Origin of the sequence: Actinoplanes sp. NPDC049681, from assembly GCF_044465265.1 — a bacterium.
Lineage (GTDB): Bacteria > Actinomycetota > Actinomycetes > Mycobacteriales > Micromonosporaceae > Actinoplanes.
The window spans coordinates 770374-789262 of sequence record NZ_JBITLP010000004.1; the positions used below are offsets into that span (position 1 = coordinate 770374).

Genomic DNA, 18889 nt, shown 5'->3' on the forward strand with positions numbered 1-18889 from the left:
CTTTGACGCAAGTCGTCTTTCGGGGCGTCTTCCGGTTCTTCCGGTAGGCGCCCCGATGCATGTCCGGAGGACCAGCGTGACGTTCACCCCGCGTACCCCCAGGGTCGTCGCGGCCCGGCGGCTGCAGCGTCGCCGCGACCGCGACCGGACCGGCCGCTTCCTGGCGGAGGGCCCGCAGGCGGTGCGTTCGGCCCTGGCCGCGGGGGTCGTCCTGGAGCTTTTCGGCACGGACACCGCGCTCACCCGCCACGGCGACCTCGCGATCCAGGCGCCCGTGGTGTCCCCGGTCACCGAGGAGGGGCTGGCCGCGCTCGCCGAGACGGTGCAGCCGCAGGGCCTCGTGGCGGTCTGCGAACAGGTCGACGTGCCGCTGGGTGAGGCGCTGGCCAAGCAACCCCGGCTGGTCGCGGTCGCGGCGGAGATCCGCGATCCGGGCAACGCCGGTACGGTGCTGCGCACGGCCGACGCCGCCGGGGCCGGTGCGGTGGTGTTCGCCGGCGACGCCGTGGACCCGTACAACGGGAAATGTGTGCGGTCCTCCGCCGGGAGTCTGTTCAACGTGGACGTGGTGCGCGCGCCCCTGACGGTCGCCGGTGAGCTGCGTGCCGCCGGGCTGCAGGTGTTCGCGACCACCGGCTACGGCGACGCCGACCTGGACGACCTGCTCGACGACGGCTCGCTGACGCGGCCCACCGCCTGGCTGTTCGGTTCGGAGGCCCACGGGCTGCCCGAGGACGTCCTCAAGGCCGCCGACCAGCGGGTGCGCGTACCGATCTACGGCGGAGCCGAGAGCCTTAACCTGGCTGCCGCCGCGGCGGTCTGCTTGTATGCTTCGGCGAGAGCGCAGCGCTCCCCGAGGAGACCGTCATGAGTCGGATGTTTACCCAGCCCGCTGGTCGCGGGCGCGTGGGCTGACTCTTTCCTGCGAACTTCCCTGACCGGCGGGCTGCGGCCCAGCCGCGCCTCCGTACACTGCCCGATGGCTCATCCGGTGTGAGGGAGTTCGCCCGACCATGTCCTACCGCAACGATCCGTACGATCCGAAGCAGGCCGCCCTGCTCGCCCCCGAGGCCCTCGAGGCCGCGGTCGCCGAGGCCGAGAAGGCGTTCGCCGCGGCGGCCGACCTCGACGCGCTCGGCGCGCTCAAGCCCGCCCACCTGGGCGACCGCTCGCCCGTGTCGCTCGCGCGCCGGGAGATCGGCTCGCTGCCGCCGGCCGCGAAGTCCGACGCCGGCAAGCGCGTCAACGTGGCCCGCCAGTCCATCCAGGGGGCGTTCGACGCCCGCCTCGCCGAGCTGGAGCTCGAGCGGGCCGCCCGGGTGCTGGTCGAGGAGCGCGTCGACGTCACCCTGCCGTGGGACCGGCACCCGCGCGGCGCCCGGCACCCGCTGACCACGCTCATGGAGCACATGGCCGACCTCTTCGTCGGCATGGGCTACGACGTCGTCGACGGCCCCGAGCTCGAGCTGGAATGGGCCAACTTCGACGCGCTCAACATCGGCCCGGACCACCCCGCGCGCGGGCTCATGGACACGTTCTATGTGGACCTGCCCGGCCTGGTGATGCGCACCCACACGTCGCCCGGCCAGGTCCGCACGATGCTGGCGCACGAGCCGCCGATCGCCGTCGTCTGCCCGGGTCGCGTGTACCGCACCGACGACCTCGACGCCACGCACAGCCCGGTGTTCCACCAGCTCGAGGGCCTGGTCGTCGACGAGGGCATCACCATGGCCCACCTCAAGGGCACGCTCGACCACTTCGCCCGGGCGATGTTCGGGCCCGGCGCGCGCACCCGCTGGCGCCCGCACTACTTCCCGTTCACCGAGCCGTCCGCGGAATTCGACGTCTGGTTCGCCCAGCACCGCGACGGCCCGCGCTGGGTCGAGTGGGGCGGCTGCGGCATGGTCAACCCGCGGGTGCTGACCGCCTGCGGCATCGACCCCGAGCGCTACTCCGGCTTCGCGTTCGGCATGGGCGTCGAGCGGACGCTGATGTTCCGCAACGGCGTGAGCGACATGCACGACATGGTGGAGGGTGACGTCCGGTTCACCCGCAACTTCGGTATGGCGGTCTGATCATGAAGCTGTCCCTGTCCTGGCTGCGCGAGTACGTCGAGCTGCCGGCGGCCGTCGACGCCGCCGAGCTCGAGCGCAAGCTGGTCGACCTCGGCATCGAGGTCGAGTCCATCGTCGACCAGGCCGCCACGATCAAGGGCGACCTGGTCGTCGGGCGGGTGCTGGAGATCGAGGAGCTGACCGGCTTCAAGAAGCCGATCCGCTTCTGCCGCGTCGACGTCGGCAACCCGGCCCCGCAGGAGATCGTCTGCGGCGCGCGCAACTTCGCCGTGGGCGACCTCGTCGTGGTCATCCTGCCCGGCGGTGAGCTCCCCGGCGGCTTCACCATCGGCGCGCGCAAGACGTACGGGCGCCAGTCCAACGGCATGATCTGCTCCGCGGCCGAGCTCGGGCTCAGCGGCGACCACGACGGCATCATCGTCCTGCCGCCGGACTCCCACACGCCGGGTACGGACGCGCGCCCGGTGGTGGGGCTCGACGACGTCATCGTCGAGGTCGAGATCACCCCGGACCGCGGCTACCAGATGAGCGTGCGGGGCATCGCCCGTGAGCTCGCCTACGCGTACGCCACGGCGTACACCGACCCCGGCCGGGCGCCGTTCGCGGCCGTGACCGCCGAGCCGCCGTACGACGTCCGTATCGAGGACACGGTCGGCTGTGACCGGTTCGCGGCGCGGGTCGTGCGCGGCATCGACCCGTCGGCGCCGTCGCCGGAGTGGATGCAGCGGCGGCTCATCGCGGCCGGCGTCCGCACGATCTCGCTCGCCGTGGACATCACCAACTACGTGATGCTCGAGCTGGGCCAGCCCATGCACGTGTTCGACCTCAACCTGCTGCGCGGCGGTCTGGTCGTCCGCCGCGCCCGCCCGGGGGAGAAGCTGACCACCCTGGACGGCGTCGCGCGCGTGCTCGACGCCGAGGACATGGTGATCTGCGACGACTCCGGCCCGATCTCACTCGCCGCGGTCATGGGCGGCGAGACCAGCGAGGTGCAGCCGGGCACGGTGGACGTGCTGCTCGAGGCCGCACACTGGGACCCGGTCATGGTCGGGCGCACGGCCCGCCGGCACAAGCTGTTCAGCGAGGCGGCCAAGCGCTGGGAGCGTGGCGTCGACCCGCAGCTGCCGCTGGTCGCGTTGCAGCGGGCGGTCGAACTGCTCACCGCCCACGCGGGCGGCACCGTCGACCCTCGGGTGCTCGACATCGACCACGTCGTGCCGCCGGTGCCGGTGCACCTGCCGTCCGACCTGGCCGCCCGCCGCATCGGCGTGCCGTACGAGGCGGAGCGGGTGACCGAGCTGCTCGGCCAGGTGGGCTGCACGGTCACCGGCGCCGAACCGCTCGAGGTGACGCCGCCGACCTGGCGCCCGGACCTGGTGGCCGGCATCGACCTGGTCGAGGAGGTGGCCCGGCTCGGCGGCTACGACGCGATCCCGAGCGTCCTGCCCCCGGCCCGCGGTGGTCGCGGCCTCACCGAGCAGCAGGTACGCCGCCGCACGGTGGGCCGCGCCCTGGCCGAGAACGGGTACGTCGAGGTGCTGTCGTACCCGTTCGTCGCCCCGGCGTCGGCGGACCAGCTGGGCCTGCCGGCGGACGACCCCCGCCGCAGCGCGGTCAAGCTGACCAACCCGCTGTCGGAACAGGAGCCGCTGCTGCGCACGTCGCTGCTGCCGCCCCTGCTCGCCACCCTGAAGCGCAACCTGGGGCGCGGCGAGCGCGACCTGGCGCTCTACGAGACGGGTACGGTGTTCCTGCCGCACCTGGCCACCACGGCCCCGCCGCCCCTGGGCGTGGACCACGGCCCCTCCGACGAGGACTGGACCGCGGCGAACGCCATCGTCCCGGACCAGCCGTGGCACCTCGCGGCGGCGCTCACCGGCGACGTGAGCCCGGCCGGCTGGTGGGGCGCGGGCCGGCCCGCCACCTGGTCGGACGCCATCGAGGCGGCCCGCATCGCCCTCGCGGCGGCGGGCCTGACCCCGGACCGCATCACGATCGAGGCGGCCGACCACGCCCCGTGGCACCCGGGCCGCTGCGCCGCGATCTCGGTCGACGGCACGCTCGTCGGCCACGCGGGCGAGCTGCACCCGGCCGTCCTGTCCGCCCTCGATCTCCCCAAGCGCACCTGCGCGATGGAACTCGACCTGGACGCCCTGCCGGCCCGCCCGGTCACCCAGGCGACGAAGATCTCCACCTTCCCGCCGGCGCTCATCGACGTGGCGCTGGTGGTGGAATCCACGGTCCCGGCAGCGAAGGTCGAGGCAGCACTGGTCGCGGGGGCGGGAGACCTGCTCGAGTCCGTGCGGCTGTTCGACGTGTACGCGTCTGCGCAGCTCGGCGAGGGGCTGAAGAGCCTGGCGTACAAGCTGACGTTCCGGGCACCGGACCGCACGCTGACGGTCGAGGAGGCCGTGGCGGCCCGGGACGCGGCGGTGGCGTCGGCGGCGGAGCGTACGGGGGCAGCACTGCGCGGCGCCTGACCGTTCCCATTCCGCCGGCCGGCGGCCGTTCCCTAGGGGGCGCCCGCCGGCCGGCGCCGTTCTTCCGGGAGCCGGCCGCCGCGCCGCGGCCGATCAGCCGTTCCACCTCTCGTCCGCCGTTCCGCCGGTTCGGCCGGCCGGTTGAGCTGGCATGATGTCCGCCATGTCAGCCACGCGCCCGCCGCACTGGACCGGCCCCTATGCTCCGACGGCCGCGCTGCCGACCGTCGGGGAAGGGACGCGCCACCAGAATCCGGACGAATCAGGCGTCGGACCGGACCGCTCCCGGCGCTTCATGTGGGCCGCTGTGACGGGCGCGATCGTCATGACCGTTTTCGCTGCCTTCACGGTGTGGCGCGTCTCGTCCGGGTCCGAGCCGGCCGACCCACCGGCGGCTCAGGCGCCGGCACCGGCGGTCGCGAGCTCCGCACCCGCCGATGTCGAGACGCCGTCGCCCTCACCGTCGGCCAGTCCTTCGCCGTCGCGAACCCCCGTACGGCAGAGCCGCAACCCGGCCGAGCTGATCGCCGGCATGCGGACCACCATCCAGGAGTCGGTCCGGTCCGGGCAGTTGTCTCGCGACGGCGGCCGGGAACTGAACCGGCGCCTGGACGAGGCCGTCGAACGGCTCGGGCGGGGTAAACCGGGCAAGAGCCGCCAGAAGCTTCGTGAGTTCACCCGTAAGCTGCTCGACCTCCGGAAAGAGGGCGAGATCTCCGAGCCCGTGTTCCAGTCACTGGCCACCCAGCTGTCAGCCCTCGCCGACACGTGGTGAACACCCCTGCCGAGCAGGTTCTCGACGCCGTCGAGCGGCACGACGAGGTCGCGCTCAAGGCGCTGCTGCACCCGTACCTTCATTGGCAGGAGCCCGGACTGACCCTGCGCGGACGGGTGAAGGTGCTGGCCCGCCTCGCTGCCGCGCCGCCGCCCGGGCTGTCCGACTCGTGGGAGCTGCGCGACGGGCAGATCTACCGGTGGACCTCGACCGCAGCTCCGGACGCCGGGTAGCCGAAGATCTCCGCCGCGTTGCCGCCGCGGGCGAACAGCTCGTAGCAGGCCCGGTGCCCCGACCCGCTCGGCCAGCCGGAGCTTCCGGGAGCGAAGGAGATCGTGCCGGCGGGCACGGTGAACACCCCGTCGCTGACCATCGCCTCGGCCTCGGCGTCGCCGATGCGTACGCGAACCTTGGTGCCGGTTTCCGCGGGCGCGTCGTACCAGCTGGTCTTGAGGTTGCCGTATCCGTCGGTGTAGACCACCGCGCGCTCGGGCGGCGCGTCCACGGTGACCGCGTCGCCGAGCAGGCTGTCGTCACCGCGAACCAGACCTGCGACCGCCGCGGGGAAGACGTCACGCGAGCGGAACTGCGAACCGGCGTCGGCCACGTTGACCGCCCGCAACGGAACGCCCTCCGCGGCCAGGAACGACAGGCTCGCACCGGCCGCGACCCCGACCACCAGTACGCCGGAGTCCAGCCGGGCCGCCACCAACCGCTCCCCGGCGTTGTCCTCCCGCGGCTCGTCCTCGTCCTGCCGGGGCGCGACGTTCGCATAGACCACCCGGTCGCCCGGGCCCTCACCGAACGCCAGCTGGGCCACGCAGAATCCGGCGCTGACGGTGTCGAAGGGCGGCACCGGAATGGCCGCGACGTCGGCGTCCGGCAGGAGCAGGGCGAACCGTTGCCGCACCTCCGCGAAGGCGAGATCACCGGTCCCGTAGTCGGCAACGACGGTCAGTAGCATGTCTCCAACCTACGGAGCTTCACGGCGGTCCGCTCGGAATGCGCCCGACGTGCCGGCCCCGGCGCGCCGCGTCGAGCCGCATCGCCTCGCGCGGCACCGTCCCGCGCGGTGCCGCCCAACGGTGCCGCCCTTGCGGCGCCGTCCCGCGCGGCGCCGTCCCGCGCGGCGCCGTCCCGCGCGGCGCCGTCCCGCGCGGCGCCGTCCCGCGCGGCGCCGTCCCGCGCGGCGCCGCCCAACGGTCGCCGCCCTTGCGGCACCACCGCCGGCGCAGCGGGCCGAGCCCGCCCGCGACCCATCCGATCGGTCCGGGATTCCGCACGCCGACGGTAGGGCGCGCCCCACTCAGCCGGGTGTGGGAGCCGCTACCGGACTACGGTGGCCATCCCGGTCGACGGCGCGGACGCCGAAGAATACGTTGTCCTTCGAGAGGTCGATGGTCACCGCCGTCACGTTGCCCACCGGCAAGACGTGCTGCCAGTCCGCGGCCGTCGTCTCGCGCCAGACCACCTCGTAGGAGGCGAGGTCGGCCGAGGTCGACGGCTGCCAGCGCAGCGTCGTGTCGTTGGTGAGCCGGGTGGTGTCGATGATCACGCCTTTCGGGGTGCCCGGCGCCTGGGCGAGCGACCACAGTGCGGCGGCGTTCACGCGGGCGACGCGAGCGATGTAGTAGAAGTCGCAGAACTCGACGAGGTCGCCGTACTGGACGCCGTTCTCCACCCGGACGTTCTGGTGTTCGTGGGCGAAGTTCTCCCGGGGTTCGGTGAGGCGGGCCGCAGGATAGCCGCGGAGCAGGAAGGAGATGTGGTCACTGCCACGCAGGTAACGGTCGCGGCGCCAGATCACGCGGACCTTCATGCCGGTCTGCGGGTTCTCCGCCACGTCCTGGACGAAGCGGCCGAGCTGACGCGAGGGCCCGTCGTTCTCGCCCCCGACCGACTGCCGGGTCGCGGTCTGCGCGGGTGTCTCGGACGTGGGCACTCCCTCCACGAACAACCGGACCGTACGGGGATCAGCCACGGTCCCGTCGTGCGCGTCGCCGGTGCCGACGATGTCGTTGCTGAACATCGCCTGCACGTCCACCCCGGCGTCCTTGTACTGCTGGGCGAGGTGGTCGGAGCCGAAGAGGCCCTGTTCCTCGCCGGCTACCGCGGCGAAGACGAGGGTGGCCTCGGTGCGCCGGGTCGCCATCACGCGGGCGAGCTCCATGACGACGGCCACTCCGGACGCGTCGTCGTCCGCGCCGGGTGCGTCGCTGGTCGCGTCCAGGACGTCGGTGGCCCGGGAGTCGTAGTGGCCGGTGACGACGTACACCCGCCCGGGTTCGCCGTCGCCGCGCAGGGTGGCGACGATGTTGGTGATCCGGGTCGGCGTGGGGATGCGCGGGCCGGGCGGCTGGATGAACGACTGCAGCTCGACGGTCATCCGGCCACCGGACGCGGCGGCGTGCCGCCGGAGCTGCTCGTAGATCCAGTCCCGGGCGGCGCCGATGCCCCGCTCCGGATCGTCCTGGCTGGACAGCGTGTGCCGGGTGCCGAAGGCGGCCAGGCGGGTGACGGTGGCGCCGATCCGGTGCGGGTCGATCTCCCGCAGCAGCTCCTTGAGCTGCCGGTCGGGCGGCTGCCGATGCAGTCCGGAAGCGTGCGCGGCGCGCCCGAGCATCGGGGTCGCGGCGACGGCCGCGGAGGCCGACAGGAACGCGCGCCGGGAGGACTGGGGCTTTTCGCGCTGATCTGTCATACCTCAGCATGCTTGTCCACCACCGGCGTGATGTCCACGCTCATCGATGTCAGATCTTTTGCCTTGACCACGGCCGCCGACGACAAGCCGGCCGCGGCTGCCGGCGGTGAGCCGGCCGCCGTTACCCCGGCTGCCGGCCGGGACGCCGGCCACGGTGATCGCTCACCCCACCGCGGCCTCGACACCGGGCTCGTGGGGGCCGAGGAACACCGGATCGCGCCCCGATGCGACGTCGAAGAGCGCCTTGACGACGGCGCCCCGTTCCCGGGCGGCGCTGTGGAGCCAGGGCTCGGCGTAGATGCGTACGCTGTCGTCGGCCACTCCGGAGGCGTCGATGCCGAGCTTGCGGCACAGGGTCACCGCCCGGTCGATGTGGTACGACTGCGTCACCACGATCGCCGCGCCGACGCCGAACACGCGCTTCGCCCGGGCGCACGAGTCGTACGTGTCGAAGCCCGCGTGGTCGAGCACGATCCGCTCTTCGGGCACCCCGTGCGTGATCAGCCAGGTGAACATCGCGCCCGGCTCGTTGTACGCCCATTCGCGGTGGTCGCCGGAGACCAGGATGGCCCGGACCTTGCCGTCGGCGAGCAGCTGCCGGGCGATCTCGAGCCGCGCGGCGAGGAACGGCGACGGGCTGCCGTCGTCGTAGACCTCGGCGCCGAGCACCAGGGCGACGGGCGCGGCGGGCGCGTCCGCCACGGCGTACACGTGACCGTGGGCGGCGGCTCGCACCCAGAGATCGCCCGCGGCCATGGCCAGCACCGAGGCGGCCATCGCGAGCGCGCCCGTGACCAGGGCCTTCCGGAGGAGTTTTCGCACCCGGGTGAGGGTGCCAGGCGTGGTCAACCCGCGCATCGGCATGATGGTCGGTGATGACCGACGATGATCCTTTGCTGGCGTGGGCCGCGCAGGGCATGCGTACGGGGGTCCGCACCTGGACGCTGGGCGACGCCGCCGCGGTGGCCTGTCCCGGCCTCTCCCGCTTCGACCGCCTCGCCGTGCGTGGCAGCGTCGCCGACGTGACCGAGCTGGTCCGCCGGATCCGCCCCGAGGTCGAGGGCTACCGGCCGGTGGGCGACGAGGCGCTCATCACCCGGCTCCCCGGTTTGCGCACTCCCGTCCCGTTCGGGTGGATGGACGCCACCGCGCCCACGGGGAGCCGCGGCGGAAGAGCCCGGTGGCTGGACGACGACGCCGAGGTCGCGGCCTTCCTCGACACCCACCACCCGCATTCGTACGCCCGCCCCGGCGATCCCGGCGTGACGCGGTGGGCGGGCATCCGCGATGACGAGGGCGCGCTGCTCGGCGTGGCGGCCGACGCCTGCTCGGCGCCCGGGATCGGCTTTCTGGGCGGGGTGGCGACCCGCGTCGACGCGCGCGGCCGGGGCGTGGCCACCGAGCTGTGCGCCTTCATGACGGACGAGCTGATCGCGGCGTACGGCCGGGTCGCGCTCATGGTCGACCACGGCAACACGGCGGCTGTGCGTACCTACGAGAAGCTGGGTTACACGATGCGGCGGATCGCGGCGGCGAGCTTCGCGGCGTGAGTCACGTTGGCCCGCAGCAGCTCCCAGGACTCCTCATCGTCGGGGGTGCCGCTGTGCGGGCGGCGGAACCGGTCCGAGTCCACGCAGAGGTCGTTGAGCAGCCAGCGCAGGCGGTAGAGCTCGAGCATCTCCGGCCGCACGGCGATGCCGGTGGCGGCGGTGTAGGCGGTGTGGTCGCCGCCCAGCAGCCACAGGTCGCGTTCGGGTGGCGCCAGCAGCGCGGTGTCCCAGTCGATGAGCTTCCAGCCGTCGGCGGTGCGCATCGTGTTGCCGGGGTGCGGTTCGCCGTGGGTCAGCACGAACCGGGCGGGGTCGGCGGACGCCGCCAATGAGTCGTGACGGTCCAGCAGCCGCTGGATCGGCTCGGCATGGTCCGCGACGAGACGGGCCGCGCGCTCCGCGAAAGGACCGGCGTTCCCGCCGGAAGCGGAAAGAGCCTGCCGGTGGGGGATGACGAAATCTTCGCGGTTCGCCGCCTGCGCAGCGGTGTGCACCTGCACGAGCATTTCCCGTACGGCGTCCCGATGCGCTTCCGTCGGGTAGTCGCCCCACGAGAAGCTCTCGCCCGGCACGTACCGATACAGCGCCGCCGCATACCGCGCGGTGAGCCGCACCAGGGGCCGGACCGGCGCGACCACGAACGGCAGGCGCAGCCCGGACGCGGCGTCGAGCGCCTGGCGCAGCCGCTCGTACGGTAGGTCCAGATCCTCGTCGTCGTGGAGCCGCTTGACCGTCAGGTCGTCCACCGTGAGGAAGTAGCGGTCGCCGGCCGTCCAGTGATGGCTGCCCCAGCCCACCGGGCGATAGTCGAGCGACTCCACGCCGAACGCGTCCCGGAGCAGGCTCTCGGGCAGGTCGGCCGGGGGAGTCAGCATATGCGGAAGCCGGCCCGCAGCAGGTTCCTCGTCCGTGAATCCGGCCCGACCAGCAGGTCGAAGTCGCCGGGCTCGACCACACGCCGCCCGTCGGCGGTGACCAGCGAGCAGTCGCGCGCCGGCACCTCGATCTCGACCGTGACGCTCGCGCCGGCCGGCACCGCGACCTGCCGGTACGCCTTCAGCTCCCTCGCCGCCCACGTCACGCTGGTGACGAGGTCGCTGATGTACGCCTGGACGGTCTCCAGCGCCGGCCGGGTGCCGGTGTTGGTCAGCCGTACGGTGGCCCGGACCGCGCCGTCCACGGTCACGTCGGGCTCGGCGATGGTCAGGTCCGCGTACTCGATCGTGGTGTAGCTCAGGCCCTCACCGAAGGCGAACAGCGGGTCCTGGGTCAGGTCGGCGTACCGGTTGCCGTGCTGGCCGCGGATCTGGTTGTAGTAGACCGGCTGCTGGCCGACGTGCCGGGCCGCCGAGACGGGCATCCGCCCGCTGGGCTCGATCAGGCCGAGCACCAGTTCGGCCAGCGCCCGCCCGCCGCGCATGCCGGGATTGAACGCCTGGACGATGGCGTTGGCGCCCAGCGCGGACGCCGGCAGCACCGCGGGCTTCGAATTCAGCAGCACGACCACAGTCGGGGTGCCGACGGTCGCGAGCGCGTCCAGTAGCGCGATCTGGCCGCCCTGCAGCTCCAGGGTGGCCGTCGACTTGCTCTCGCCGGTCAGCGCCACGGTGTCGCCCACGACCACCACCGCGTAGTCCGCGGCCCGGGCACAGGCGACCGCCTCGGCGATCATCGCCGGGTCCGGCTCGGCGGGCTGGGAGATCGGCGGCCGCGGCTGACCGTCCTTGTAGAACTCACCGGCCGGATCGGGCACGAGGCGCTCGATGTCGGCGCCACGGGCGGTGGTGACGGTCCACCCGGCCGGGGCGACCAGCCGGAACCCGTCGAGCACGGTCTCGATCAGCTCGCGCGGCTGACCGTCGGGCATCCAGTCGACCTGACCGGATGCACCCGCCCAATCGCCGAGCTGGGACTGCGGATCGTCGGCATTGGGGCCGATGACGGCGACGGTCTTCGGCGCGTCGGCCGGCAACGGCAGGGTGCCGTCGTTGCGCAGCAGCACCAGCGACCGGCGAGCCACCTCCAGGTTGAGCGCCGCGTGGTCCGGGTGCCCGATGACCGCGGCCTGCCGCCGGGCGTCCGGGGCGCGCGGGTTCTCGAACAGGCCGAGCTCGAACTTCAGCCGCAGGATCCGGCGTACCGCAGCATCGATCTCCTCCTCGCCCAGCAGGCCGCGCTCCACCGCTGCCTGAGCACCCTCGAAGAACGCGGGGGTCGTCATGACCAGGTCGTTGCCGGCGCGGACGGCAACGGCCGCGGCCTCCACGTCGTCGGCGCAGACCTTCTGCTCCCACACCATGCGCCCGACGTTGTCCCAGTCGGTGACGAGCGTGCCGGTGAATCCCCACTCGCCCTTCAGCACATCGTTGAGCAGCCACTTGTTGGCGGTGATCGGCACCCCGTCGATCGACTGGTAGCCGAGCATGAAGGTCCGGCAGCCCGCACGCGCCGCCCGCTCGAACGGAGGCAGGAACCAGGCCCGCAGCTTGCGCGGGCTCAGATCGGCCTCGCTGGCGTCCCGGCCGCCCTGGGTCTCGGAATACCCGGCGAAGTGCTTCGCGGAGGCGAGCACCGCGGTCGGGTCGGTGAGGCCCTCGCCCTGATATCCGCGGACCATGGCGGCACCGAGCTCGCCGATCAGGAAGGGATCCTCGCCGAACGTCTCGTCCAGCCGCCCCCACCGCAGATCCCGCGCGATGCACAACACCGGCGAGAACGTCCAATGGATGCCGGTCGCCGAAACCTCGATCGCGGTGACCCGGGCGACCCGCTCGACCAGCCCGGCGTCCCAGCTCGCCGCCATCGCCAGCTGGGAGGGGAAGACCGTCGCCCCGGGCCAGAAGCCGTGCCCGTGGATGCAGTCCTCGGCGGTGATCAGCGGAATGCCGAGCCGCGTGTTCGCCGCCATGTCGATCGCCTCGAGCATCCGCTCCGGCGAGGCGTGCAGAATCGAGCCGGCCAGCCGCGTGGTCACCGCGTCCTTGAGATCGCGCCGGGCATCGAGCTGCAGCATCTGCCCGACCTTCTCGGGCAGCGTCATCCGGCGCAGAAGATCCTCGACCCGCTCCTCGACACCGAGGGCGGGATCACGGTACGGGTCGGCAGCGGCCACGACTCTCCTCCGATCCGACCGCGCGACACGGTCCGCGAACTGCAACACATCGGCAAGCGTCGGAAGTGTCGCACGCCCGGAACCGGTACCGGCGTCCGCGGGGATCGGCTTTTCGGTCAATCGGTACCGGAACCGGAACTATCCGCTCACGACGCGCGGCCTGGCCGCCCCGGCAGCCGAAAACGATGCGCGCACAACCGCCTGTCGATGTTTCGTGACCACCCGAAACTGCACGATCTGCGGAACTAGTGTGCGGGTGTGTACGAACCGCGACCACGTCTCTTCGCGGGAGGCGACCCGCGCGACAGGCAGACCGGTGGGGACAGCTGGGCGGCCGCGGCAGTTGTGATCCTTGCGTTCACAGGCGGCGCCGCCTCTCTGTTCAGCCTGTTCGTCCTGCCGTACGCCAGCGACCAGTGCGGTGACCCGGACCGGTACCTGGTCTGTACCGCCATCGGTCAGAACTTCGTCGTCGGCGGTCCTGTGGTGGCGATGATGCTGGGCACGGTGATCGCCGCCATCTCGTTGACATTGCATCCGCGATACCGAGCGCTGGGAATCGCCCTCGGCTACCTGATCTGCTTCGGCACGTTCCTCGCGGCTCTCATCATCGCTTTCGCGCCGTAACGGAGACGCCACCGTCATGAAACCGGTCAGGGCCACGGGCGACGGCGACGAGGAACGCATGGGCGGGCTCTGGGGTCGCCGGGACACGCATTGATCCGGCATGTGTGCAGGATCAGAATGCCCGCGTAGACCCGATGCTCGCACTTGGGACGATCACCGTCGCCGGCCCGCGGTCCATCCTCGCCGACCTGCCGGACGAAGCCGTCGTCGTCGCGAGCGACGGAGCAGTCCACGAGCCCGGATCCTCAGACCTGTATGCAGTGTTGCTACGTCCTGCTGGCCGCCGCTGTGGGGGTGCGCTCGCGCCTATTGTCAGCGGCATGAGAGTGAAGACGTCGTTGCGCCGCCGACGTCAGCTGACGGTGCGACCTTCGGTGGTGTCGACCACGAAGCAGGCGCATTGCAGGATCTCCAGGAGCGCGGCTCGGACCCGCCGGATCGCGTCGTCGTCCACGTCGAGATATACCCGGCAGTCGCGGGGTAAGCCGAGGGTTTCGGCTGCTTGTGAGCTGAACTCGAGGGACAGCTCGTGGTCGATGAGGGTCCACGCGCCTGGCCCGTGTCCAGTTGATCCCGCGCTGCTGATGACCTCGTCCACCCAGCCGTCGTAGCGCAGCCGGATCAGCATGAGGCGGACGCCCCCGGCGCCGAGGATCAGCGTGAGTTCATCATCGGTCTGCCGGACATCGACCCGGTCGACGCGCAGCCGTGTGTTATCCACGGCGCGACCGTACAGCGGTGTCGCGTGTCGTGCGATGGCAATTCGATTGCGCTCGACAAGATCGTCGATCAATGAGAAGTGGTCGACGATGCTCGCCAGACAGTCCCTGACGAGCTGCAACATGCCCTCGCTGTGACGATCATTCCCGGACTTCGCGCCAGGCCTTGAAGCGCCGAACCTCCTGGGGCCAGCCGCATGCTTCCGCGATCTTCCCGGCCCACATTCTGGCCGTCTCCTCGTCGGGCACGTCCACGATGGTCAGCCCGCCCAGGAACTCCTTGGTCTCGACGTAGGGCCCGTCGGTAAATATCACCGCACCGCTCGTGGCGTCGGCGCTGAAGACCGGGCCGTCCTCTTCCTCCAGCCCTCCGGCGAAGACATAGGCACCAGCGGCCTTGATCTCATCGACAACCGCCCGGGAGAGGGGACCGCGCCCGCGGAACCATTCCTCGGTGTGGTCACCCACCCATTGCTGGTTGAAGTAGATGAGGTACTCGGGCATGTCCGCTCCCTCTGGTCGTCCGGACCCGGTGTCCGTCACTACATACGCTACGAACGGCATCCGACAGATCCGACGCCTTCCGACCGGAAATCTCCCCGAGCAGCCGCTGCGGCCCGTCGCGCTCACCTCGGCAGTTCGGGACGGGTCGCCGGGACGGGCATCGATCCGGCATGATCCACGGCCGTGACCGCTTCGACTGCCCTGCCCTCCTCCGCGTGCCCCCGGTGCGCAGGATCCACCGTCACCACGGGGCTTCCCCGGCCATGGTGCCCGTCCTGCGACTGGAACCTGGACCAGGCGACGCCCGTCCTGTTCGGCTGGCGATGGGTCGACCGCCGGTTGCACCGGGTCGCGGCCCGCCTGACCGACGCGCAGTTCGCCGCGCTCGCCGAAGGCCCGTTGTCGCCCCGGACGGTCACGGCAGCCCGGGTGACCACGCTGGTGGCAGCGGCCGTTCTGCTCGCCGGGGTGCTGGCCATCGCGGTACTCGGCGTCTGGCTGATCTTCTTCGATTTCTTCAGCCTGTCCACCGTGCTCGGTGCGGTGTTGGTCGGCGTGGCCTACCTGGTGCGCCCGCGCCTGGGCCGGATGTCCGACCTCGCCGGGAAGGGCATCGTCCTGGGACCGGATCGGGCTCCTCGGCTGTTCGCGCTGGTCGAGCGCGTCGCCACCGCGGTCGGCGCGCCGCTGCCGCAGGTTCTGATGATCGGGTACGACCTGAATGCGTTCACGACTGCCGTCGGCGTGCGCCGTACCCGGGTTCTCTGCGTGGGGTTGCCGTTGTGGGCGACGCTCGAACCGCAGGAGCGGGTGGCGTTGCTGGGCCACGAGCTGAGTCACTTCGTGAACGGTGACGTCCGCCGGGGCCCGTTGACGCAGGTCGCCGAGACGACCCTCGGCCGGGTCGCGCACCTGTTCGGCGACGACGTGCCTGTGGGTAACGGGCTCGTCGCGTACGTCACGGCGGTCCTCACCCGGGCGCTGGGCCGGCTCGTCTCCGGTACGGCTCGGGCGTTGCAGTTGCTGCTCGTGTGGACGAGCCTGCGTGACTCGCAACGCGCGGAGTACCTCGCCGACGAGATGGCCGCCCGGGCCGCCGGCACCAGGGCAGTGGTCGGCCTGGCGGACTATCTGGTGACGAGGGAGTCGATCGGCACCGTGATCCGCCGGGAGGTGCGCAGCGGCAACGGCATGTCGGCCTGGCATGCCGCCACCCGCGTCGCGCGGGCCAACCTGGCCGCGAACCTGCCGTTGCTCCGCCGGCTCACGCGGCAGACCGAGGTGTCGCTGTACGCCTCGCACCCGCCGGCCGGGCTGCGCGCCGAGATGCTCGAGCGGCGCCCCGGGCAGGCGGCCGCGGTGACGCTCACCGAGAGCGAGGCCGCCCACATCGACGACGAGCTCGCCGTGCACCAGAAGAGGGTCCTTCGCGAGCTCGCCGCGTGAGACCGCTCATCGCTGACCTTCAGGCCAGCGTGGGTCTCGCGCGTAGGCGTCCAGGGTCTGCGCGATCAGCCGGTCGACGGAGACCTCGTCGGTGAACTCGTAGCCCCAGCCGGCGACGCTCACCGAGGCGGTCAGTGGGCCGCCGGGCGGCCCGGCGAAGGCGATGCCGTTCCCCGGCCAGCTCAGGAACTTGACGCCTGGACCGTGGCCGGCGAGCAGGCGGGTAGGCCGGTGCGGCAGAGGCGGTACACCGGTCTCGAGCAGCGAGGACTGCCACAACTCGCCGCCGGAGCTCACCGCGAGTGTCTCGGAGGTGTCGTCACTACGGGCGAGCCATGCCCGCCGGTGGACTCGCCGGTAGGGCAGCGGCCGGTCGCCGATCTCGCCGTCCAGGCCCCTGCGCCGGTGGTGCCACCGCAAGGCGCCGACCGGGAGTGGGGCGACACCGCGCTCCTCGAGCGCGGCTGCCAGGGCACGCAGTTGCGCTCGGGCTCGGCGGGCTTCTTGCGAGGGGACCAGTGCGCGAACCCAATCCGACGCGCTCATCGGGAGCGTGCGGCACGCCTGGCGAGCTGGCGGAGCCGGCGTTCGACGACCTGCTCGACGTGCAAGGCGATCCAGCCGCAGACAACGGCAAGGGGCAATTCGATGAGTACGGCCGAAAGGATCGCGGCGGGTACGTCGACGCGGCGTGACGTGGTCACGTCGAACCAGGCGTCGAGGACGAGCATGGTCGCGGTGGCCGCGGCGAGGAGCCCCACGATCGGCCGGCCTCGCCAGGCGGCGTACGCGGTGAGGAGCAGCAGCACGATGAGCATCACGTCGAAGCCCACCCAGGCCGTCCGGTAATTGTGGGTACGCGCCTGCTCCGGAAGTGACATCGCGAGGTACGCGGTCCATGGGACCGTAGCCGCACCGAGCACCGCGAAGACCGGTGCGACCCATCGGGGTGCCGGGTCCAGCCGGGCGGCATCGCCCGTTGAATGGTCCGTACCTGTCATGGCGTACAGGATGCCATTCCATGATCCGAGCGGGTCAGGGCAAGGTGACGACCTGCGCCGCGTACGAGAGGCCGGCGCCGAAGCCCACGAGCAGTGCGGGACCCGTCGTGTCGGGCAGGGCGGCCATCGCCTGGGGAATGGAGGCCGCGCCGGTGTTGCCGTTGGTGGTGATGTCGGTGGCCACCCGGACGTGCGGGCCGAGCCCCAGGGCCTTGGCCGCGACCGAGGTGATGCGCAGATTGGCCTGGTGGGGGATGAAGGCCGCGAGGTCGGCGGCGGAGATGCCCGCCGCGTCCAGCGCGCGCCTGGCCACGTCCGGGATGACGGCGGTCGCCCAGCGGAAGACCTCGGGGCCCGCCATGCGCAGAATGCCCGCCTCGTCGTAGCGCAGCAGCTCGCTTCCGGAGCCGTCGGCGCCCCACGCCACCGGGCCGATGCCGCACGCCTGCGCCGGGCCGACGACCACCGCGCCCGCGCCGTCGCCGAAGAGGAACGCCGTGCCGCGGTCGCGTTCGTCGATGATGTCGGTCATGCGCTCGGCGCCGACCAGGACCACGTAGCCGGCCGCGCCGCTGCGGACGAGCGCGTCGGCGGTCGCAAGGGCGTACGGGAACCCGGCACACGCCGCTCCCAGATCCATCGCGGCGGCCGCGGTGGCGCCCAGTGCGTTGGCCACCAGGGGTGCAGCGGTCGTCGCGCGGCCGCGGTGGGACATCGTCGCCACCAGGACGGCCGAGACTTCCTGGGGATCGACGCCGGCGCCCGCAAGGGCCTTGGAGGCCGCCGCCGCGGCCATCGTGACCAGGTCCTCGTCGGGTGCGGCGCGCCGGCGCGACTCGATGCCGCAGCGGCGGCGGATCCATTCGTCGCTCGAGTCGATCAGGGCGGCGATCGGCTCGTTACCCACCTCCGTCCGGGGGCGGTAGGCGGCGACGCTCAGGATGCGCGACCCGGGGTGACCGGCGCGGCGCTGCAAAGAGTGGGCCATGGCCACCGATCCAAGCATGCCCGGCTGGGCGCACTCTGAGTGCTTGATTCCTCGCCGGTAACCAAGCGTTCGCGAGCGCAGGGGCAGCGAACCCGCACCGGGCCCCCGGGCCTTGGCTAACGCAGCGTAGCGGGCGCCCGGTCAGGCCCCGGCTTCGCTGTTGTCCACGCTGGGCACCTCGATCCCGGCGGCGGTCAGCGCGTCCAGCCGGTCGCTCGCGGCCCGCTTCTCCTGCTCGGCGAGGGTCGCGTACTCCACCTGCACGGACGGGTCCGCGAGGTCCTCCACCCGGTCGAAGAAGCGCTGGGTCGCCCGGACCGCCTCGGCGTACGCCTGTGCGGTCGAGCGGATGCGGAGCAGATCCTGGTCAGCCATGCCCGGCCACTTACCCCGCCCGGCCCTGCATTATCAGCCGGTCGGCGCGCTGACTTCGCAGCGGCTCGGGCAGCGACAGGCCGGCGTAGAACGGCGACCAGTCGGCGGAGGTGTACCCGAGCCCGAGGTCCGCGTGGTGCGCCTCGAGCTCGTGCAGCCGGCGTACCGGAAGCTCGCTCCTGGGAAACGGCGGGTAGTTCGGCGTGATGACCTGCTCGTCCCACCGCTCGGCGGGAAAGCCGGCCACCGCGGCGCGAAACGCGTCCGCGGTGGCGGTGATGTCCGCGAGGACATCCGCGGCCGGCCGCCGGGCGCCGGCCTCGATGTCCGCGTCGCGGGCCTCCTGGCTCGGGTACGGCGGCTGTCCGTGCAGGGCCCGGCGCAGCGCCTCCCCGCCGCGGGCGACGTGGGTGAGCACGTGGCCGCGGGTCCAGCCGGGCAGCAGCGAGGGCTGCCGGATCTCGTCGTCGGTGAGCCGCCGCACGGTGCCCAGCAGCTTCGCGGTCGCCTCGTCGATCGCTTCCAGCATGCGACCG

General features: G+C 72.1%; 20 protein-coding genes. 8 read left to right on the forward strand and 12 right to left on the reverse strand.

The genetic code is table 11. The features are described 5' to 3' along the window. Nucleotides 1-55: 55 nt before the first annotated feature. The 5 genes from ACIBO8_RS18035 (at nt 56) to ACIBO8_RS18055 (ending at nt 5563) form a co-directional block, all read left to right on the forward strand. A complete protein-coding gene (locus ACIBO8_RS18035; protein WP_396116339.1) occupies nt 56-871 on the forward strand; it encodes a TrmH family RNA methyltransferase in 816 nt (271 codons plus the stop codon). 142 nt (nt 872-1013) lie between these two features. After that, complete coding sequence (gene pheS / locus ACIBO8_RS18040) at nt 1014-2075, forward strand: phenylalanine--tRNA ligase subunit alpha (RefSeq protein ID WP_396116340.1); 1062 nt, start codon at nt 1014-1016, stop codon at nt 2073-2075. Nucleotides 2076-2077: 2 nt separating this feature from the next. Beyond that, nucleotides 2078-4555 carry a phenylalanine--tRNA ligase subunit beta gene (pheT, locus tag ACIBO8_RS18045; protein WP_396116341.1) on the forward strand — a complete coding sequence of 826 codons (2478 nt, stop codon included), beginning with the start codon at nt 2078-2080 and terminating at the stop codon, nt 4553-4555. A gap of 163 nt (nt 4556-4718) precedes the next feature. After that, entirely contained in the window at nt 4719-5330 is a 612-nt protein-coding gene (locus tag ACIBO8_RS18050; RefSeq protein ID WP_396116342.1) for an FIMAH domain-containing protein, read from the forward strand. Next, on the forward strand, nt 5327-5563 hold the full coding sequence (locus ACIBO8_RS18055; RefSeq protein WP_396116343.1) for a nuclear transport factor 2 family protein: 237 nt from the start codon (nt 5327-5329) through the stop codon (nt 5561-5563). Before ACIBO8_RS18050 ends, ACIBO8_RS18055 begins: the two co-directional genes overlap by 4 nt. Here the strand turns inward: ACIBO8_RS18055 and ACIBO8_RS18060 are convergent. From ACIBO8_RS18060 to ACIBO8_RS18070, 3 genes are all read right to left on the reverse strand, one after another. After that, the gene (locus ACIBO8_RS18060; protein ID WP_396116344.1) at nt 5524-6294 is read right to left on the reverse strand and encodes a hypothetical protein; all 771 of its coding nucleotides are present in this window, start codon (nt 6292-6294) and stop codon (nt 5524-5526) included. The two genes, ACIBO8_RS18055 and ACIBO8_RS18060, sit on opposite strands and share 40 nt — an antisense overlap. A gap of 342 nt (nt 6295-6636) precedes the next feature. After that, complete coding sequence (locus ACIBO8_RS18065; RefSeq protein WP_396116405.1) at nt 6637-7953, reverse strand: M20/M25/M40 family metallo-hydrolase; 1317 nt, start codon at nt 7951-7953, stop codon at nt 6637-6639. 240 nt (nt 7954-8193) lie between these two features. Further along, on the reverse strand, nt 8194-8889 hold the full coding sequence (locus ACIBO8_RS18070) for a vancomycin high temperature exclusion protein (protein WP_396116345.1): 696 nt from the start codon (nt 8887-8889) through the stop codon (nt 8194-8196). A gap of 17 nt (nt 8890-8906) precedes the next feature. Between ACIBO8_RS18070 and ACIBO8_RS18075 the strand changes: the two genes are divergently transcribed. Continuing rightward, a complete protein-coding gene (locus ACIBO8_RS18075) occupies nt 8907-9581 on the forward strand; it encodes a GNAT family N-acetyltransferase (protein ID WP_396116346.1) in 675 nt (224 codons plus the stop codon). On the opposite strand, the gene ACIBO8_RS18080 is transcribed toward ACIBO8_RS18075, so the two are convergent. Then, the gene (locus tag ACIBO8_RS18080; RefSeq protein ID WP_396116347.1) at nt 9539-10456 is read right to left on the reverse strand and encodes a phosphotransferase family protein; all 918 of its coding nucleotides are present in this window, start codon (nt 10454-10456) and stop codon (nt 9539-9541) included. The genes ACIBO8_RS18075 and ACIBO8_RS18080 overlap by 43 nt on opposite strands. Then, nucleotides 10450-12693 (reverse strand): glycoside hydrolase family 3 N-terminal domain-containing protein, encoded by a 2244-nt coding sequence (locus ACIBO8_RS18085; protein ID WP_396116348.1) that lies wholly within the window; start codon nt 12691-12693, stop codon nt 10450-10452. Before ACIBO8_RS18085 ends, ACIBO8_RS18080 begins: the two co-directional genes overlap by 7 nt. 345 nt (nt 12694-13038) lie before the next feature. Here ACIBO8_RS18085 and ACIBO8_RS18090 point away from each other — a divergent pair, with 345 nt between their 5' ends. Beyond that, nucleotides 13039-13320, forward strand: a complete 282-nt coding sequence (locus ACIBO8_RS18090) for a hypothetical protein (RefSeq protein ID WP_396116349.1) — start codon at nt 13039-13041, stop codon at nt 13318-13320. A 352-nt stretch (nt 13321-13672) separates the two neighbouring features. On the opposite strand, the gene ACIBO8_RS18095 is transcribed toward ACIBO8_RS18090, so the two are convergent. Further along, complete coding sequence (locus ACIBO8_RS18095) at nt 13673-14164, reverse strand: hypothetical protein (protein ID WP_396116350.1); 492 nt, start codon at nt 14162-14164, stop codon at nt 13673-13675. A 16-nt stretch (nt 14165-14180) separates the two neighbouring features. After that, nucleotides 14181-14543 carry a YciI family protein gene (locus tag ACIBO8_RS18100; protein WP_396116351.1) on the reverse strand — a complete coding sequence of 121 codons (363 nt, stop codon included), beginning with the start codon at nt 14541-14543 and terminating at the stop codon, nt 14181-14183. A 183-nt stretch (nt 14544-14726) separates the two neighbouring features. Between ACIBO8_RS18100 and ACIBO8_RS18105 the strand changes: the two genes are divergently transcribed. Then, the gene (locus ACIBO8_RS18105) at nt 14727-15989 is read left to right on the forward strand and encodes a M48 family metalloprotease (RefSeq protein ID WP_396116352.1); all 1263 of its coding nucleotides are present in this window, start codon (nt 14727-14729) and stop codon (nt 15987-15989) included. A 6-nt stretch (nt 15990-15995) separates the two neighbouring features. Here the strand turns inward: ACIBO8_RS18105 and ACIBO8_RS18110 are convergent, their stop codons facing one another. The 5 genes from ACIBO8_RS18110 to ACIBO8_RS18130 all read right to left on the reverse strand — a co-directional run bounded on the left by ACIBO8_RS18110 (nt 15996) and on the right by ACIBO8_RS18130 (nt 18882). Then, nucleotides 15996-16535: a hypothetical protein gene (locus ACIBO8_RS18110; RefSeq protein ID WP_396116353.1), complete on the reverse strand. Its 540-nt coding sequence runs from the start codon at nt 16533-16535 to the stop codon at nt 15996-15998. Continuing rightward, nucleotides 16532-16990: a hypothetical protein gene (locus ACIBO8_RS18115; protein WP_396116354.1), complete on the reverse strand. Its 459-nt coding sequence runs from the start codon at nt 16988-16990 to the stop codon at nt 16532-16534. Before ACIBO8_RS18115 ends, ACIBO8_RS18110 begins: the two co-directional genes overlap by 4 nt. A 34-nt stretch (nt 16991-17024) precedes the next feature. After that, nucleotides 17025-17978 (reverse strand): beta-ketoacyl-ACP synthase 3, encoded by a 954-nt coding sequence (locus ACIBO8_RS18120; protein ID WP_396116406.1) that lies wholly within the window; start codon nt 17976-17978, stop codon nt 17025-17027. A gap of 141 nt (nt 17979-18119) precedes the next feature. Then, nucleotides 18120-18353, reverse strand: a complete 234-nt coding sequence (locus ACIBO8_RS18125) for a hypothetical protein (protein ID WP_396116355.1) — start codon at nt 18351-18353, stop codon at nt 18120-18122. A gap of 10 nt (nt 18354-18363) precedes the next feature. Beyond that, nucleotides 18364-18882: a maleylpyruvate isomerase family mycothiol-dependent enzyme gene (locus ACIBO8_RS18130; protein ID WP_396116356.1), complete on the reverse strand. Its 519-nt coding sequence runs from the start codon at nt 18880-18882 to the stop codon at nt 18364-18366. Nucleotides 18883-18889: the final 7 nt, after the last annotated feature.

Coding starts and splice junctions, on each gene's coding strand:
- ACIBO8_RS18035 (WP_396116339.1), top strand. CDS start 56: ATGCATGTCCGGAGGACCAGCGTGACGTTCACCCCGCGTACCCCCAGG.
- pheS (WP_396116340.1), top strand. CDS start 1,014: ATGTCCTACCGCAACGATCCGTACGATCCGAAGCAGGCCGCCCTGCTC.
- pheT (WP_396116341.1), top strand. CDS start 2,078: ATGAAGCTGTCCCTGTCCTGGCTGCGCGAGTACGTCGAGCTGCCGGCG.
- ACIBO8_RS18050 (WP_396116342.1), top strand. CDS start 4,719: ATGTCAGCCACGCGCCCGCCGCACTGGACCGGCCCCTATGCTCCGACG.
- ACIBO8_RS18060 (WP_396116344.1), bottom strand. CDS start 6,294: ATGCTACTGACCGTCGTTGCCGACTACGGGACCGGTGATCTCGCCTTC.
- ACIBO8_RS18065 (WP_396116405.1), bottom strand. CDS start 7,953: ATGCTCGGGCGCGCCGCGCACGCTTCCGGACTGCATCGGCAGCCGCCC.
- ACIBO8_RS18070 (WP_396116345.1), bottom strand. CDS start 8,889: ATGCGCGGGTTGACCACGCCTGGCACCCTCACCCGGGTGCGAAAACTC.
- ACIBO8_RS18075 (WP_396116346.1), top strand. CDS start 8,907: ATGACCGACGATGATCCTTTGCTGGCGTGGGCCGCGCAGGGCATGCGT.
- ACIBO8_RS18080 (WP_396116347.1), bottom strand. CDS start 10,456: ATGCTGACTCCCCCGGCCGACCTGCCCGAGAGCCTGCTCCGGGACGCG.
- ACIBO8_RS18095 (WP_396116350.1), bottom strand. CDS start 14,164: ATGTTGCAGCTCGTCAGGGACTGTCTGGCGAGCATCGTCGACCACTTC.
- ACIBO8_RS18100 (WP_396116351.1), bottom strand. CDS start 14,543: ATGCCCGAGTACCTCATCTACTTCAACCAGCAATGGGTGGGTGACCAC.
- ACIBO8_RS18110 (WP_396116353.1), bottom strand. CDS start 16,535: ATGAGCGCGTCGGATTGGGTTCGCGCACTGGTCCCCTCGCAAGAAGCC.
- ACIBO8_RS18115 (WP_396116354.1), bottom strand. CDS start 16,990: ATGACAGGTACGGACCATTCAACGGGCGATGCCGCCCGGCTGGACCCG.
- ACIBO8_RS18120 (WP_396116406.1), bottom strand. CDS start 17,978: ATGGCCCACTCTTTGCAGCGCCGCGCCGGTCACCCCGGGTCGCGCATC.
- ACIBO8_RS18125 (WP_396116355.1), bottom strand. CDS start 18,353: ATGGCTGACCAGGATCTGCTCCGCATCCGCTCGACCGCACAGGCGTAC.
- ACIBO8_RS18130 (WP_396116356.1), bottom strand. CDS start 18,882: ATGCTGGAAGCGATCGACGAGGCGACCGCGAAGCTGCTGGGCACCGTG.